This window comes from Pseudomonas sp. GW821-FHT01E10, assembly GCF_059422365.1.
Map to the genome: position 1 here is coordinate 339,609 of NZ_JBWKWT010000003.1, position 15,013 is coordinate 354,621.

Consider the following 15,013-nt stretch of genomic DNA (forward strand, 5'->3'; position numbering starts at 1 on the left):
GCCTGCGGCAGCGCTTACAGATGGGTGCGAATCCCCTGTAGGCGCCGCCGCAGGCTGCGATCTTTTGATGTTACTTGCCAGGCGTCAGCGTCAACCGCGTCTTGCCATACACCTTGTCAAAGTTCTGCGGCTGCATCGGCAGGCTCATGTATTGACCCTTGAGCCATGGATCGACGCTGTCGAGATAGTGCGGGCTGGCCGGGTTGCCGGATTGGCCGGTAGCGTTCTGGCCCATCAGCGGTTCGGCCTGGCCGAAGTCGACAATAAAGCGCATGGCCGGGGCCTGCGTGGTGTTGAAGTCCTGACCCCAGGCGAACGAGGCGGTGTTGAGCGTAGTGTGATCGCCGCCGGCCGCCAGCGGACCGCGCACGGTCTGGCCGCTGGCGTTTTTCCACTCGTAGCGGTGCAGTTTGCCCCACTGCCAGGCTTTGTGATCGCCGCCCAACTGGCTGTCACCCGCGCTGATCGCAGCCGCCAGGCTACGGGCCAGGATCGCCGGTTTGTCTTCTTTCTGCGCGGTGCGCACGTCATCCCAGAACGGACTGTCCTCACGCCCAAGCAGATGATCGGCCTGGGCCGCGTAGGATAATTTGCCGTTGGCGATAAAGGCTTTCCACGCCGGGCTGCTTTCCGGGCCCAGTTCGTCGAGGAAAATCTGTTTGGTGCTTTCCTGCAGGAACAGCTCGTAAATCGCCGCGTCGGCGGAGGTCGGGCTGAGTTTGCCGTCGAAGGCCATCAAGCGGGTATACGCCTCGCGAGCCTTGCCGCGATCGGCCACCGGCAACGCTTCGATGGCCTGCTTGAGTGGCTGGGCCATGCCCGGCGCTTCAAACATCTTCTTCAGCTTGGCGGCGAAGGTGGTGGTCTGGTCGTATTGCATGGCGATCAGGCTGCGGGTGTCGTGTTTGCCCACGCCCGCCAGTTCGGCCATGCGTTCGCCACGCTCCGGCGCCGCCCAGGAATTGGACAGCTGCATGCCGTAGCCATGGGGAATGACCCGCTGGTTGGCGGTGCCGAGCCAGCCCTGCGCCGGGTCCTGGTCATACGGATGGAGCATCGGGTCGGCGTAACCGTCCCAGTCGTAGCGACCTTCCCAGCCCGGCGACGGCAGCAAGCCTTCGCCTTCGCGACGGTTCGGGTAGCGACCGGTGACTTGCCAGCCGATATTGCTGGCATCGGCAAACACCAGATTCAGGGCGATGGCGCGGATTTCACGGCTAGCGTCCGACGCTCTCTCGGTACTCTGCGCCCGGGACAGGTCGAAAAAGGCGTCCAGGGTTTTGTCATCGGTGAAGTCCGGCGCCTGCAGGGCCAGGCCGAAACCATTCGCCAGCGCCGTGCCCTGGGCGCTGTTGAGCAGTGGCCCATGGCGGGTTTCGTACACCGCTTCGCGAATCGGCCGCTGGCCTTTGACGAAATAGGTTTCGTTGCGCACGATCGCCGGCTGCCATTTGCCGCCCACTTCGTAGGAAAGGCCATTGCCCTGGCGTTTGATTTTTTCCAGGAACACGTCCTGGTTGTCGCCCATGACCGAGGTCATGCTCCACGCCACTTTGCCGTTGAAACCAGCGAGCACCATCGGTAACCCGGCAATGGTTACGCCGGAGGCCTGGTATTTCGGCGCGCGAATCTGCACGTAACTGAACAGCGACGGGACGCCCAACGGTCCATGGCTGTCGCTGGCCAGCAGGCTCTTACCGCTGCGGCTGCGTTGCGGGGCGATCGCCCAGTTGTTCGAGGAGGTAGCGCTCAGCAGATTCAGATCCGACAGTTGACCAGTGGCTTTGCTGATTTCGCTCAGCCCCGGGATTTGCCCGGTGAGTTTGATGCCCTGAAGTTTATCCGCTTCAGCCACCGGCAGTTTTTCGTCGGGAGCGGACGGGGTCAGCCACGCCAGTTTGTCGGTGCTGACAGTCTGGGCCAGCATCAGCGAGGAAATTTCTTCCGGCAGGTTCGCCGACTGGCTGAAGTTCAGCAGGCAGAACATCAGCGCCGAATCTTCCGGTTTCCAGTACTCAGGCTTGTAGCCGGTGGCCGCGAGGTCCGCCGGCAGCTTGTCGCGGTAGCGGAACAGGTAGGCGTTGACCCCGCGGGCATAGACTTCGAAGAAACGCTTGAGGCGTGGCGACGAGGCCTTATACAGCTCATCCGCGCTTTTCTTCAGGTTGACCGCACGCATGTAGCGGTCGGCATCGAGCAGGTCCGCGCCGGACATTTCCGCCAGACGGCCCTGGGCCAACAGGCGCAGAGTGACCATTTGGCTGATGCGGTCGCTGGCGTGCACGTAGCCGAGGGTGAACAGCGCATCGTGGAAGCTGTTGCTCTCGATCAGCGGCATGCCCATGGCATTGCGGCGAACCGAAACGTTTTGCGCCAGGCCCTTCAGCGCTTGCACGCCGGAGGTGGGCGGGAGGGTGTCCTGGGCGTTCCATGTCTGACAACCGGTCAGGCTCAAAACACCGGCCACTGCTGCGGCAACGCCGAACCGGGGAAGAAAATGTGTAAGGGCTGGCGAGGCCATGGCAAAGCTCCTGCGGGGGTAGTGACGCGACAAAGGCGCTACGTTAGTGAGCAGGAGGTGGACGCGCAAGCGGCGGCTGGGTTATTTCTTTTCGGTGATCGCCGGCATCAGGTCGTCCTGTTTGCGTTTGATGGCTTGCCGGTAGCAAGAGGCGATGCTGAAGTGCGGCAAATTCAATGGCCTCGCATGGGAAAAGTCGGCATGGAACTTAAGACAAACGCGGCGCTGATCATCATCGATCAACAAAAAGGCATCCTGCATCCCAAGTTGGGCCGTCGAAACAACCCTCAGGCCGAAGAGCGCATCCTGGAGTTATTGGGGCATTGGCGTCGCACCGGGCGGCCGGTGATTCATGTGCAGCACCTGTCCCGCTCTGTGGATTCGGTGTTCTGGCCGCAGCAATCGGGGGTGGAGTTTCAGGAGCGCTTCCAGCCATCGATCGGTGAGTGGCTGATACAGAAACAAGTGCCGGATGCGTTTTGCTCGACCGGGCTGGAAGCGAGTTTGCGCGAGGCGGGGATCGATCAGTTGATCATCGTTGGCGTGGCGACGCACAACTCGGTGGAATCCACGGCGCGAACGGCTGGGAATCTGGGGTTTGAGGCGTGGGTTGTGGAGGATGCGTGCTTTACCTTCGACAAGGCGGACTTTTTCGGCAATGCCCATTCAGCTGAAGAAGTGCATGCGATGTCGCTGGGGAATCTGCATGGGGAATATGCGACGGTCGTTAGCGCCGCGAGCATTCTCATGAACGACTGAAACCTTGAACTGACCCCAAAATTAGGATTGGTGTCCAACTTTTGGGGTGCAGATCAACTTGTAGGAGCGAGGCTTGCCCGCGAAGAACGATGACGCGGTTTTTCTGATTGATCGTGGCGCCCTTTTCGCGGGCAAGCCTCGCTCCTACAGGGATTGGCGATTCAACAGGCGAAGAAGTTATTCGCCCGAATCCTCAAGCCCCGTGGCACTTCTTGAATTTCTTGCCGTTGCCGCAGGGGCAAGGGTCGTTGCGACCGACGTCTTTCAGGGCGTTGCGCACCGGTTCCTGGTGGGCGTGGCCGCAGTTTGGGCCGTGGACATGGCCATGGTCGTGATCATGGTGGTCGTGATGGTCATGATCGTGGTTGCAGTCAGGGCCATGGACGTGGGGTTGCTGGGTCATCGGGGTCACTCCGGAATTAAATCGGCGGCGATTATCACGCCATTGCGCGCCAGGTGCACGTAGTGCGCGATGAATAAACCGGTTTCAAGTGTGCCTTCCAGACGATAGGGAATCGGTTGCTCGGGTTTTTTCAGCAGTTTCACCACATCCCGAACCCTGGGCCACAGGTTGGTTCGGATCGGCACCTTGAAGTAGGCACTGTGCTTGGGGCCGACGGTGAACCAATGTTCGTGCTCGCCTTCGGTCAGCAGGACGTCCCCCAGATGAATGCGATATTCCAGGGCGCGCACCGTCAGGTCTTCGTCATTGGGGTTGTCGACGCGAAAATGCAGCAGGAATTTCTGCTCCAGCAACTTGGCCCGGACCACCTCGACCTTGACCAGATGCACTTGCGGGTCTGGCAAGTCGTTGCTGAACCATGAGGCGCAGCCGCCGACTCCTGAAAACAGAAGCAGCAAAGTGAACAGATAGAGCGCGAATCGTCCGGTGATCATGGTCGTGTTTCTCCCTTTGTAGCAGCTGCCTCGCTGTAGCAGCTGCTACGGCCGAACGCAGCTTTCGGCAGCTGCTACAGGGGGCACCTCAAGCGCCGAAATAACTCGCGCAGCACTTCTTGAACTTCTGCCCGCTGGCGCACGGGCACGCATCGTTGCGCCCGGCCTTGAGCGGCACCGTAGGGTCGATGAAGTACCAGCGGCCGGCGTTCTGCACGAATGACGAACGTTCGCGGTGGCTGTGTTCGCCGCTGCCGTCGTGCCAGCGAGCGGTGAAGGTGACGAAGGCGTGCTCCGGCTGGCCGCCGAAGACCTCGGCGCCTTCCACTTCCAGGCCCAGCCAGGTGCTCTGGGCGCTCCAGTCGCTGATCGACTGGCGATCCAGGCCGGCCTGTTGCGCGGGCAGGGTGGTGGCCACCAGATAGTCGACCAGCCCCAGCACATAGGCGCTGTAGCGCGAACGCATCAGGACTTCGGCGCTGGGGGCCGGATGGCCGGCATGGTAATGACCGCAGCAGGCATCGAGCAGCGTGCCGCTGCCGCAAGGGCAAATGGATGTACTCATTGCGTTACCACCAGTATTTCCCGAAGTTTTCCGGATTGGCCCAGAAGCGTGAGTTGAGCCAGTCGGGTACCTGTTTGTAGTCAAGCAGATCGTAGGTAAACAACGTCAACACTTGATCGTCGCGCTGGAAGCGTTCGCTGGCTTGCAGGGCCAGGGAGAAAAAATCCGTCTCCTGCCAACCGCTGGCGGGCAAGTCGGCCAACACCGCAATGCGACTGGCATTGAGGTTGCGTATCCCGCCGAGCAGATTCAGGCCGTCGCGCTTGGGTAAGTGTTCGAGGCAATCGACCACCAGCGCCAGATCAAACCGCTGCGCCGCCAGTTCGGCCGGCAATGCTCCGGGTGCGGCAAAAGCCACGATGCTATCCGGGTGCGCGAGTTTGAATGCCTCGAGCGCGGGGAACTCACTGGCGCCAATCAGCAACAGACGCGTCGGGGCGTAACGATCAAGCAATGCGGCCAACGCCTGCTGGGGCGTGCGCGAAGAAATACTTGCAGTCATCGAAGATCCTCAATCAGAACGCCAAGATTAACGTGTCTTGTCGAGCGTGTTTAAGCAAAAAGCGCCGATCTTCCGTGAACATAAGGCAAAACAGCAATGGCCTATTGCTGGCGGAGATTAAAAGTCCGGTCTTTACTCCTTGAAATCGGTTATTAGCCGATCCCTCAGGAGAAAACTAGATGAGCATAGTTCGGACAGCATTACCTTTGGTTCTGCTAACCAGTGTGTTAACTGGTTGCGCAGGTTTGCAGAAAACCGACTGGCCGACCTGTGCGGCGGTCGGTGGTGTCGTCGGTGCAGGGCTCGGTGCGACAGAGAGCTCTTCATGGGCGGGGTATGGCGCACTGCTGGTCGGCGGCACGGCAGCGGCTTATTGCTGGGTGCATGGCGATGGCGACGAAGACGGCGATGGTGTGCCGGACAGCCGCGACAAGTGCCCTCACACACCGAGAGGCGTGCGAGTCGATGCCGACGGCTGTCCTCCACCCGCGCCTGCGCCGGTGGTCGAAGAGAAGGCGGTGGTCAAGGAAGAAGTCATCGTTATCCGTGATGTTCACTTCCAGTTCGACTCGTCCAAGCTCACTCCTTCCGATAAAGAGGTACTCAACACCGTTGCTACGCGCCTGAAACAGGAGCCCGCCAGCGCCCGGTTGACCGTGACCGGTCATACCGACAGCGTCGGCAGCGATAAATACAACCAGAAACTGTCGGACAAACGCGCCCATTCGGTGGTGGAGTACCTGATTTCCCAAGGCGTGCCACGCAGCAGTTTCGTGTCTGTGACCGGTGCCGGTGAAAGCCAGCCGGTGGCCGATAACAAAACCGCTGAAGGCCGTGCGCTGAACCGGCGTACGGAAATCAAAATCGACCGCTAACCCCCTTGTATTCCGCGGCTTGTGCAGTCGCGGATGCGGGTCTTTACTCCTGTGTGACCGGTATGGGCCGGTGACACAGGAGCATTCACAATGAGCGTTCTCACAAGGACCGTCTTGCCGGTTCTACTGCTTGGTAGTCTTCTGACCGGCTGCGCGACTCACAGCGATGGCACCGCCCCCTTGAATCAACGTACCTGGCCGATCTGCAGTGTCATTGGCGGACTGGTTGGCGGCGGTCTGGGCGCGATCGAAAGTGGCGGTTGGGCGGCAGGTGGAGCGGCGCTCGGTATCTTGACCGGTGGCTTGGTCTGTTACGCCCAGGATGGCGACGAGGACGGTGATGGTGTTTTCGATCGACGCGATCGTTGCCCCGATACGCCTGCCAATACACCTGTCGATCATCACGGTTGCCCGCTACCGCAATATCCGGCCAGCGTAAAACCTGCTGAACCGCCGGTATCCGAAGTCATCACGCTGAGTAGTAATGTGTTGTTCGCGTACAACAAATCCGACCTGACGCCCGAGGCACGCAGCGAGCTGGATTCGTTGATGCCCAAATTGCAGAGTGCCGATGTGGTAAGCGTCAAGGTCGTCGGCCATACCGACAGTCAGGGTTCGGACGCCTATAACCAGAAGTTGTCGGAACGTCGTGCCAGCAGCGTGGCGGCCTACCTGTTGAGCCGGGGGCTGGCGCCGAACAAACTCACCAGCGAAGGACGGGGTGAAACCCAGCCGGTGGCTGACAATGATACGGAAGAAGGGCGGGCAAAAAACCGTCGTGTGGAGTTGCACATCAATCGCTAGGCTCCGTGATCAAGAGGCCCGTGATAGAGCCGTCGGATGGCCGTCAAGGTTGACCCGGCGGCCATTCGATGCCTTTCGGAAGAATTTTCCGTTGCCCTCTGGCTTATCCCGCGTGTAAGCCGTTATGGTGCGTGCAAATAATAATTCTCGACGGGGGAGCGTATGAAGGTGTTTTGGGGGCTGGGGAAGTTGTTGACCCTGCTGTTCTGGTTGGTGGTGCTGGTCAATCTGCTCATACCGTTTGTTCGTCCACTGCACCTGTTGGTCGATCTGGCTGGCAGCCTGTTGGCGCTGGCTCATCTTCTGGAGCTGGTGTTCTGCAATCGTAGCCTCAAAGGTCGAGCCCACCCCTGGCGTGATCGCCTGAAGATTGTCTTTTTCGGCGTTTTCCACCTGCAAACCATTCCGGCCCCGGCCACTGCGAAGGCTTCCCATGCGTAAACTCTGTCTGCTCGCCGCACTTATCAGCCCATTGGCCTGCGCTCAGGTGGTGAGTGTTGAAACCAACTCGCTGATGCGCTTGCCCAACACCGCCAGCTCCCTGCAACTGGAACGACTGGAAGTCGCCGATTACGGCACCTTGCTGATTCCCTCGAACGTGACCGAAGTGACGGTCGGCGAGCTGCACCTGGGACGCGAAGCGCGGATCGCCATTGTGCCGAGCGAACAGGCTCTGGCGTTGAAGGTCAGCCGGGCCGAGTTGGCCGAAGGCAGCCAGATCACCGCGCGGGGCGCCCCCGGGACTTATCTCAAGGCTGCCCGCTCCGGGCGCAATCTGAATCTGCAGATCAAAGCGCTGAAGGCGCCGCAATTGTCGGTAGACGCTCGCGGTGGCGCGGGCGCCCCGGGTTTTGTCGGTCTTGACGGGGCCAACGGCCAAGCACCGGGTTGCACCTGGGGCCAGGCCGGTCGCGGCTTCGATGGCAGTGACGGCAGCGACGGCCAACCCGGTGCGCCGGGGGCGCTGGTTCGACTGGAAGTGCCGCGTGACTATCCGGCGGAGCAGATCAAGGTCGAGGTGGCGGGCGGAGTCGGTGGCGCGGCCGGACCGGGTGGCAAACCGGGGGCGGGCGGCAAGGCCAAGGGCTGCATTGTCTATAAAGCCGATGGCGGCAAGAGCGGTCGCCCCGGTGCCGATGGCCAGCCTGGGCCTGCCGGGGCGGCAGGCTCGGTGAGCATTCAGCGGTTGTAAGAACGACCGAGAACCCCTGTGGCGAGGGAGCTTGCTCCCGCTGGGTCGCGAAGCGGCCCCAAAGCCGGCGACCCTGTTTTTTCAGAACGTGCGCAGTGATCGATTACGACTGCTACGCAGCCGAGCGGGAGCAAGCTCCCTCGCCACAGAGACTATGCATTGCTCAGAACATCGGCCGAGCCGCAGCAATCGCCACCAGCACCAACCCGACCATCAGGTTAATCCCCACCAACCGGCGAATCTTGCCCAGCGTCGCCGCGCCCGTCGGCCAATCCTCAGCCGCTACCGCCGTGCGCAGTTCCGGCAGCAGCAACGCCTGAATCCGGATAAACAACGCGGTCATCACCACATACAATCCCATCATCGCCTGCACATACCGCGGTGCCGCTTCAAACCCGGTGAACTGCAAATGAATCATGCCCACACCGCTGATCGGCAAAAGCACCACCGCGACCCAGACCCAGCGGAAAAAACCTTGAAACACTTCCACCCACAGCTTCAACCGGGCAGGGCCTTCCAGCGCCTTCATCGCAGCGGGGCGAAGGACCATCCAGGCGAAAAACATGCCGCCGACCCAGACCAGGGCGGCCAGGACATGCAGGGTATAAACGATGCCAAAAGGTGTCATTGGGGTACTCCGTTCTGCGCGGGATTAATTAGCGGGGTATGATAGCGGCCGATCCGAACCACTGAAAATTTATCCAGCGTTTTTTGCGCCCGACAATCAATGATCAGCACTGAACTCAAAACCACGATCCAGGGCGCCTACTCGCGTTTTCTCGAAGCCAAGAGCCTCAAGCCACGCTACGGCCAACGCCTGATGATCGCCGAAATCGCCAAAGTCCTCGGTGACATCGACACCGACGACGAAGGCCGGCGCAGTGGCGACCCCGCGATTGTCGCGGTGGAAGCCGGCACCGGTACCGGCAAAACCGTGGCCTACAGCCTGGCAGCGATCCCCGCCGCCAAGGCCGCTGGCAAGCGTCTGGTGATCGCCACGGCCACCGTGGCCCTGCAAGAACAGATCGTCTACAAGGATTTGCCCGACCTGATGCGCAATAGCGGGCTGAATTTCAGCTTCGCCCTGGCCAAGGGGCGGGGGCGCTACATGTGCCTGTCCAAGCTCGACATGTTGCTCCAGGAAGGTCACGCGCAAACCGCTACCGCACAGCTGTTCGAAGAAGAAGGCTTCAAGATCGAGGTCGATGAGGCCAGTCAGAAGCTGTTCACCAGCATGATCGAGAAACTTGCCGGCAATAAGTGGGACGGCGACCGCGACAGTTGGTCCACCGCGCTCGAAGACGCCGACTGGGCGCGCCTGACCACCGATCACAGCCAGTGCACCAACCGCCATTGCCCCAACTTCGGCCAGTGCGCCTTCTACAAGGCCCGCGAAGGCATGGGCAAGGTCGACGTGATCGTCACCAACCACGACATGGTCCTGGCCGACCTGGCCCTGGGCGGCGGCGCGGTTCTGCCGGACCCGCGCGACACAATCTACGTGTTCGACGAAGGTCATCACCTGCCGGACAAGGCCATCGGCCACTTCGCCCATTACACACGCTTGCGCTCCACCGCCGACTGGCTGGAGACCACCGCCAAGAACCTCACCAAATTGCTCGCCCAACACCCGCTGCCGGGGGATCTGGGCAAGTTGATCGAACAGGTGCCGGAACTGGCCCGGGAAATCAAGACCCAGCAGCAGTTCATGTTCAGTGCCTGTGAGCAAGTCGCCGACTTCAAGCCCGGCGAAGACGTCGAAGGTCGCGAGCGGCCGCGTCACCGTTTCGTCGGCGGGGTGATTCCCGAACATATGCGTGAGATGGGCATCGAGTTGAAGAAGGGCTTTGCCCGACTGACCGACCTGTTCACCCGGCTTACCGAACTGCTCAAGGAAGGCATGGACGGCGAGGTCAACATTGGCATCGCCAGCAACCAGGCCGAAGAGTGGTATCCGCTGTTCGGTAGCCTGCTGTCGCGCTCTTCGGGAAACTGGGAGTTGTGGACCGCCTTCACCGTCGAAGACCCGGAAGATAACCCGCCCATGGCCCGTTGGCTGACGCTGGCCGAAAGCGGTTCGTTGTTCGACATCGAGGTCAATGCCAGCCCGATCCTCGCGGCGGAAATGCTCCGGCGCAACTTGTGGAACGTGGCTTACGGGGCGCTGGTGACCTCGGCGACCCTGACCGCTCTCGGCACCTTCGACCGTTTCCGCATGCGCGCCGGCCTGCCGAAAACCGCCGTGACCGCCGTGGTCCCGAGCCCGTTCCATCATGCCGATGCCGGCGTATTACGGGTGCCGGACCTGAAAGCCGACCCGCGCGATGCACCGGCCCATACGGCGGCGATCATTCGCGACTTGCCGGAACTGGTCGAGGGCTCCCGTGGCACCCTGGTGCTGTTCTCCTCGCGCAAACAGATGCAGGACGTGTTCGACGGGCTGGATCGCGACTGGCGCAAGCAAGTGTTCATTCAAGGCAACCTGTCGAAGCAGGAAACCCTGAACAAGCACAAGGCGCGGGTCGATGGCGGGGATTCCAGCGTGCTGTTCGGCCTGGCGAGCTTTGCCGAAGGCGTGGATTTGCCCGGTGCCTACTGCGAGCACGTGGTGATCGCCAAGATCCCGTTCTCGGTGCCCGACGATCCGGTCGAAGCCGCGCTGGCTGAGTGGATCGAAGCCCGTGGCGGCAATCCGTTCATGGAAATCTCCGTACCGGACGCCTCGTTGAAACTGGTCCAGGCCTGCGGTCGCCTGCTGCGAACCGAAGAAGACCGCGGCACCATCACCTTGCTTGACCGTCGTTTGGTCACACAGCGCTACGGCAAAGCTATTCTCAATGCGTTGCCGCCATTTCGTCGTGAAATTTCCTGATGCGCCGGTGGGCAAATTTGCCCACCGCGTTGTCTACCTCACTGCCACTGCCTTTCCACTGGCCCATTGATGGTCGTTAGGGAGAACCACGTTCTTATGATTCGCCGTTCGTTGCCCGCCGTTTTTGCCTTGATGTTCGCAGCCCCTTTGCTGGCGGCCCCCGCCGGCCAGCAGACGCTGTTCAACTTTGTGCGTCCCGCCGACGTGGTTCAGGTGGCGACCCAGGACGCCAGCCTGCCGCAATCCAATGCGGAGCAAACGGCCGAAGGTGAAGTGTTGCGTCGCGTGACCTTCAACCCGGCTGCCCAGCCGACCTTGCGCCTGACACCGCAGACCGGTGCCTGGGACTGGTCGCAGTCGGGCGTCATGAGCCTGCGGATCCAGAGCGCGATGAACTGGGCCGTGACCTTGTACGTGAAAATCCAGAGTAACGACGGCAAGACTCTGGTCAGCCGTGTCGATCTGCCGGCCGGCCCGGCGCAGACCTTACTGGTACCGCTGCAGCCGAGTTCACCGCTGAGCCAGGGCATGAAAGCCGGCCCGCCGATGCCGATCAATTTCGAAGGGCAGCGTGTATTGCTGGCCAGCAGTACCGGTGAGCTGGACCGTAGCCAGGTGGTGTCGGTGACCTTGTCGATGGATCAGCCGAAAGTCGCCCAAAGCATTCTGCTCGAGCGCTTCGGCGTGCAGGACGGCGAGGCCGTGACCAAAGCCGCTTATGGCGGCCTGGTGGACGCTTACGGTCAATCGACCCGGGCCAAATGGCCGGAGAAGATCAGCAGCGACGAACAACTGAAATCCGCCGCTGGCAAAGAGCAGCAACAACTGAAAACCTGGCTGGCGGAGCGCGAGAAGGCGCCTCTGGACAAGTTCGGCGGCTTGAACAAAGGCCCAGAGTTCAAGGCCAGCGGCTTTTTCCGCACCGAAAAGCGTGATGGCCGCTGGTACCTGGTGACTCCGGAAGGGCATCCGTTCTATTCCCTCGGCGTCAACACCGTGACCCCGAGCGTCAACCAGACCTACGTCGCCGGGCGCGAGTGGATGTTCGAGTCCCTGCCTAAACCCGACGAACCCTTGGCCAGTCACTATGGCGAAGGCGATAACCGTGGCGGCAACGGTGTTGATCAGGGCCGAGCCTACAACGCCGGTCGTTGGTACGATTTTTATGGCGCCAACCTGCAGCGGCTGTACGGCAAACCTTGCGCACCGGGCGGAGACATTAAGGCTGGTGTTGCCGAAGCAGCCAAGGCCGAGGCGGTAGAGGCGACGGCTGAAAAGGCCGCCGAGCAATCAGCCGCGCCTGCGCCTACCGAGTCTGGAGCCGGTGTTGCCGAGGCGGCCAAGACCGGGGCTGTTGAAGCGACGGTCGAAAAGGCGGCCGCCGAACCCTGCAAAGTAACTGTCGACGAACAACGCTGGGCCAGTCATACCCTCGATCGCCTGCAAGCCTGGGGGTTCAACACCCTCGGCAACTGGAGCGCACCGGTGTTGGGTAACGCTGACCGTGTGCCGTACACCTTGCCGCTATCGATCGTCGGCGATTACGCCAGCATCAGCACTGGCACCGATTGGTGGGGCGGCATGCCTGACCCGTTCGATCCGCGTTTCGCCATGGCCACCGAACGCGCCGTGGCCATCGCCGCTCGCGACCATCGCGACGATCCGTGGCTGATCGGTTACTTCGCCGACAACGAACTGGCCTGGGCCGGTCCCGGCGATGACCCGAAGGCCCGCTATGCGCTGGCCTACGGCACCTTGAAAATGACCACCGACGTGCCGGCCAAACGCGCCTTCCTCAAGCAACTGCGCGACAAGTACCGCAACCAGGCGGGGTTGTCGAAAGCCTGGGGCATTGATCTGCCTGCCTGGGAGTTGATGGAAGACCCAGGCTTCGTGCCGCCGGAGCCGAGCGCCGAACACCCGGAAATCGAAGCCGACTTCAAATACTTCCAGAAGGTCTTCGCCGACACCTACTTCAAGACCGTTTCCGATTCGCTCAAATGGCACGCGCCGAACCAGTTGTTGCTGGGTGGTCGCTTTGCCGTCAGTTCCCCGGAGGCAGTCGAGTCCTGTGCACAATACTGCGACGTGTTGAGCTTCAACATGTACACCCTGCAACCCCAGGACGGTTACGACTTCGCCAAACTGCGCAGTCTGGACAAACCGGTGCTGATCACCGAATTCAACTTCGGCTCGGCAGATCGGGGCCCGTTCTGGGGTGGCGTGACGCAATTGGCGAAGGAGGAAGACCGCGGCACGGCTTACGCTCACTTCCTCAAACAGGCAATGAGCGAACCGTCGATTGTCGGGGTGCACTGGTTCCAGTACCTCGACCAGCCGGTGACCGGTCGTCTGCTGGATGGCGAGAACGGGCACTTCGGTCTGGTGGGCATTACTGATTTGCCGTTCCAGGGCTTTGTCGACAGTGTGCGTAAAAGCAATGTGCAGATCATCGATCAGCTTGGCAAAGAGGCGGAGAAGGCCAGCGCTGAGGCGGAAAAAGCCAGTCACGATGTCGAGGGTGGCAGGAAGGGCGAGGCAGGCAAAGGCCCGGGCAAGGGCGCAGGGCATGCGGGTGGGCATTCGGGCAATGGCCATTGATTCCTGATACACCTGTGGCGAGGGGGCTTGCCCCCGTTGGGCCGCGAAGCGGCCCCCATGCCTACAGATGCACCGCAAATACAGGTTTTTGCGACCGCTTCGCAGTCGAACGGGGGCAAGCCCCCCTCGTCACGGGGATCGCATCGTTGATGTCTGCGGCATTTCCATAACCGGGCGACCATCCGACCCGATCCTGTTCCAAATCCCTCAAGGGCTGGAACAATGCGGGCCACTTTGTAGAGCGTTTATCCGGGAGAGTTGCGGGTGCAGATTCAGGGTCATTACGAGCTTAAGTTCGAAGCGGTGCGTGAAGCGTTTGCAGCGCTGTTCGACGATCCTCAGGAACGCGGCGCGGCGTTGTGCATCCGGATCGGTGGTGAAACCGTCCTCGACCTTTGGGCCGGTACCGCCGACAAGGACGGCCATGAGGCTTGGCACAGCGATACCATCGCCAACCTGTTCTCCTGCACCAAAACCTTCACCGCCGTGACGGCGCTGCAATTGGTGGCTGAAGGCAAGCTGCAACTCGATGCCCCGGTCGCCCGCTACTGGCCCGAATTTGCCGCCGCCGGTAAAGAATCCGTGACGCTGCGCCACTTGCTCTGCCATCAGGCGGGTCTGCCGGCCTTGCGCGAGTTGCTGCCTCCTGAGGCACTTTACGACTGGCAGACCATGGTCAATGCTTTGGCCGCCGAAGCACCCTGGTGGACGCCGGGCCAAGGTCACGGTTATGCGGCAATCACCTATGGCTGGCTGATCGGTGAATTGCTGCGGCGCGCCGACGGTCGTGGGCCGGGCGAGTCCATCGTGGCGCGGGTTGCCAAGCCCTTGGGGCTGGATTTCCACGTCGGCCTGGCCGATTCAGAGTTCCATCGCGTGGCGCACATCGCCCGCAGCAAGGGCAACGTCGGCGATGTCGCGGCCCAGCGCTTGCTGCAGGTGACCATGCGCGAACCGACGGCCATGACCACTCGGGCCTTCACCAACCCGCCGTCGATCATGACCAGCACCAACAAACCGGAATGGCGGCGCATGCAGCAGCCGGCCGCCAATGGCCACGGCAACGCCCGCAGCCTGGCCGGTTTCTACGCAGGACTGCTCGATGGCAGCCTGCTGGAAAGCGAAATGCTCGACGAGCTGACCCGCGAACACAGCGTTGGCGAAGACAAGACTTTATTGACCCGGACCCGCTTCGGTCTGGGTTGCATGCTCGATCAACCGGACGTACCCAACGCCACCTACGGCCTCGGCCCACGGGCGTTCGGTCACCCGGGTGCTGGCGGCTCCATCGGTTTTGCTGATCCGGAACATGATGTGGCCTTCGGTTTTGTGACAAATACGCTGGGGCCGTACGTCTTGATGGATCCACGAGCGCAAAAGCTTGTGCGAGTACTGGCCACTTGTCTGTAAATCACGCTTAAGGGG

At 61.4% G+C, this 15,013-nt stretch carries 14 protein-coding genes; 8 read left to right on the forward strand and 6 right to left on the reverse strand.

Annotated features, from left to right (window positions below; translation table 11 throughout):
• Positions 1–70: 70 nt before the first annotated feature.
• On the reverse strand, positions 71–2,521 hold the full coding sequence (locus AC07V0_RS08090; protein WP_064619958.1) for a penicillin acylase family protein: 2,451 nt from the start codon (positions 2,519–2,521) through the stop codon (positions 71–73).
• A 201-nt stretch (positions 2,522–2,722) separates the two neighbouring features.
• Between AC07V0_RS08090 and AC07V0_RS08095 the strand changes: the two genes are divergently transcribed.
• Positions 2,723–3,280, forward strand: coding sequence for a cysteine hydrolase family protein (locus AC07V0_RS08095; protein WP_018926925.1), 558 nt, complete (start codon positions 2,723–2,725; stop codon positions 3,278–3,280).
• Between the two features lie 193 nt (positions 3,281–3,473).
• Here the strand turns inward: AC07V0_RS08095 and AC07V0_RS08100 are convergent, their stop codons facing one another.
• The 4 genes from AC07V0_RS08100 to AC07V0_RS08115 form a co-directional block, all read right to left on the reverse strand.
• A complete protein-coding gene (locus AC07V0_RS08100; RefSeq protein ID WP_007906737.1) occupies positions 3,474–3,683 on the reverse strand; it encodes an SEC-C metal-binding domain-containing protein in 210 nt (69 codons plus the stop codon).
• Between the two features lie 5 nt (positions 3,684–3,688).
• Entirely contained in the window at positions 3,689–4,177 is a 489-nt protein-coding gene (locus AC07V0_RS08105) for an LEA/WHy family protein (RefSeq protein ID WP_064619955.1), read from the reverse strand.
• 88 nt (positions 4,178–4,265) lie between these two features.
• On the reverse strand, positions 4,266–4,742 hold the full coding sequence (locus tag AC07V0_RS08110; RefSeq protein ID WP_018926923.1) for a YchJ family protein: 477 nt from the start codon (positions 4,740–4,742) through the stop codon (positions 4,266–4,268).
• A gap of 4 nt (positions 4,743–4,746) precedes the next feature.
• Positions 4,747–5,244 (reverse strand): DUF6231 family protein, encoded by a 498-nt coding sequence (locus AC07V0_RS08115; protein WP_018926922.1) that lies wholly within the window; start codon positions 5,242–5,244, stop codon positions 4,747–4,749.
• Positions 5,245–5,423: 179 nt separating this feature from the next.
• Here AC07V0_RS08115 and AC07V0_RS08120 point away from each other — a divergent pair, with 179 nt between their 5' ends.
• The 4 genes from AC07V0_RS08120 (at position 5,424) to AC07V0_RS08135 (ending at position 8,115) form a co-directional block, all read left to right on the forward strand.
• Entirely contained in the window at positions 5,424–6,119 is a 696-nt protein-coding gene (locus AC07V0_RS08120; RefSeq protein WP_026286483.1) for a PA1041 family peptidoglycan-binding anchor lipoprotein, read from the forward strand.
• A 90-nt stretch (positions 6,120–6,209) separates the two neighbouring features.
• Entirely contained in the window at positions 6,210–6,923 is a 714-nt protein-coding gene (locus AC07V0_RS08125; protein WP_028939242.1) for a PA1041 family peptidoglycan-binding anchor lipoprotein, read from the forward strand.
• A gap of 162 nt (positions 6,924–7,085) precedes the next feature.
• Complete coding sequence (locus AC07V0_RS08130; protein WP_018926919.1) at positions 7,086–7,364, forward strand: DUF1145 domain-containing protein; 279 nt, start codon at positions 7,086–7,088, stop codon at positions 7,362–7,364.
• Positions 7,357–8,115: a collagen-like triple helix repeat-containing protein gene (locus tag AC07V0_RS08135; protein WP_064619944.1), complete on the forward strand. Its 759-nt coding sequence runs from the start codon at positions 7,357–7,359 to the stop codon at positions 8,113–8,115. The genes AC07V0_RS08130 and AC07V0_RS08135 overlap by 8 nt, the downstream gene beginning before the upstream one ends.
• A gap of 163 nt (positions 8,116–8,278) precedes the next feature.
• Here the strand turns inward: AC07V0_RS08135 and AC07V0_RS08140 are convergent, their stop codons facing one another.
• Positions 8,279–8,743 carry a CopD family protein gene (locus AC07V0_RS08140; RefSeq protein ID WP_064619942.1) on the reverse strand — a complete coding sequence of 155 codons (465 nt, stop codon included), beginning with the start codon at positions 8,741–8,743 and terminating at the stop codon, positions 8,279–8,281.
• 99 nt (positions 8,744–8,842) lie between these two features.
• On the opposite strand from AC07V0_RS08140, the gene dinG reads away from it, so the two are divergent.
• The 3 genes from dinG (at position 8,843) to AC07V0_RS08155 (ending at position 14,998) form a co-directional block, all read left to right on the forward strand.
• Complete coding sequence (gene dinG, locus AC07V0_RS08145; protein WP_007935913.1) at positions 8,843–10,987, forward strand: ATP-dependent DNA helicase DinG; 2,145 nt, start codon at positions 8,843–8,845, stop codon at positions 10,985–10,987.
• 96 nt (positions 10,988–11,083) lie between these two features.
• Positions 11,084–13,588: a beta-galactosidase gene (locus tag AC07V0_RS08150; protein WP_086944786.1), complete on the forward strand. Its 2,505-nt coding sequence runs from the start codon at positions 11,084–11,086 to the stop codon at positions 13,586–13,588.
• 264 nt (positions 13,589–13,852) lie between these two features.
• Positions 13,853–14,998 carry a serine hydrolase domain-containing protein gene (locus AC07V0_RS08155; protein ID WP_086944787.1) on the forward strand — a complete coding sequence of 382 codons (1,146 nt, stop codon included), beginning with the start codon at positions 13,853–13,855 and terminating at the stop codon, positions 14,996–14,998.
• Positions 14,999–15,013 lie beyond the last annotated feature (15 nt).

Coding starts and splice junctions, on each gene's coding strand:
- dinG (WP_007935913.1), top strand. CDS start 8,843: ATGATCAGCACTGAACTCAAAACCACGATCCAGGGCGCCTACTCGCGT.
- AC07V0_RS08110 (WP_018926923.1), bottom strand. CDS start 4,742: ATGAGTACATCCATTTGCCCTTGCGGCAGCGGCACGCTGCTCGATGCC.
- AC07V0_RS08100 (WP_007906737.1), bottom strand. CDS start 3,683: ATGACCCAGCAACCCCACGTCCATGGCCCTGACTGCAACCACGATCAT.
- AC07V0_RS08120 (WP_026286483.1), top strand. CDS start 5,424: ATGAGCATAGTTCGGACAGCATTACCTTTGGTTCTGCTAACCAGTGTG.
- AC07V0_RS08090 (WP_064619958.1), bottom strand. CDS start 2,521: ATGGCCTCGCCAGCCCTTACACATTTTCTTCCCCGGTTCGGCGTTGCC.
- AC07V0_RS08140 (WP_064619942.1), bottom strand. CDS start 8,743: ATGACACCTTTTGGCATCGTTTATACCCTGCATGTCCTGGCCGCCCTG.
- AC07V0_RS08130 (WP_018926919.1), top strand. CDS start 7,086: ATGAAGGTGTTTTGGGGGCTGGGGAAGTTGTTGACCCTGCTGTTCTGG.
- AC07V0_RS08105 (WP_064619955.1), bottom strand. CDS start 4,177: ATGATCACCGGACGATTCGCGCTCTATCTGTTCACTTTGCTGCTTCTG.
- AC07V0_RS08150 (WP_086944786.1), top strand. CDS start 11,084: ATGATTCGCCGTTCGTTGCCCGCCGTTTTTGCCTTGATGTTCGCAGCC.
- AC07V0_RS08115 (WP_018926922.1), bottom strand. CDS start 5,244: ATGACTGCAAGTATTTCTTCGCGCACGCCCCAGCAGGCGTTGGCCGCA.
- AC07V0_RS08125 (WP_028939242.1), top strand. CDS start 6,210: ATGAGCGTTCTCACAAGGACCGTCTTGCCGGTTCTACTGCTTGGTAGT.
- AC07V0_RS08095 (WP_018926925.1), top strand. CDS start 2,723: ATGGAACTTAAGACAAACGCGGCGCTGATCATCATCGATCAACAAAAA.
- AC07V0_RS08135 (WP_064619944.1), top strand. CDS start 7,357: ATGCGTAAACTCTGTCTGCTCGCCGCACTTATCAGCCCATTGGCCTGC.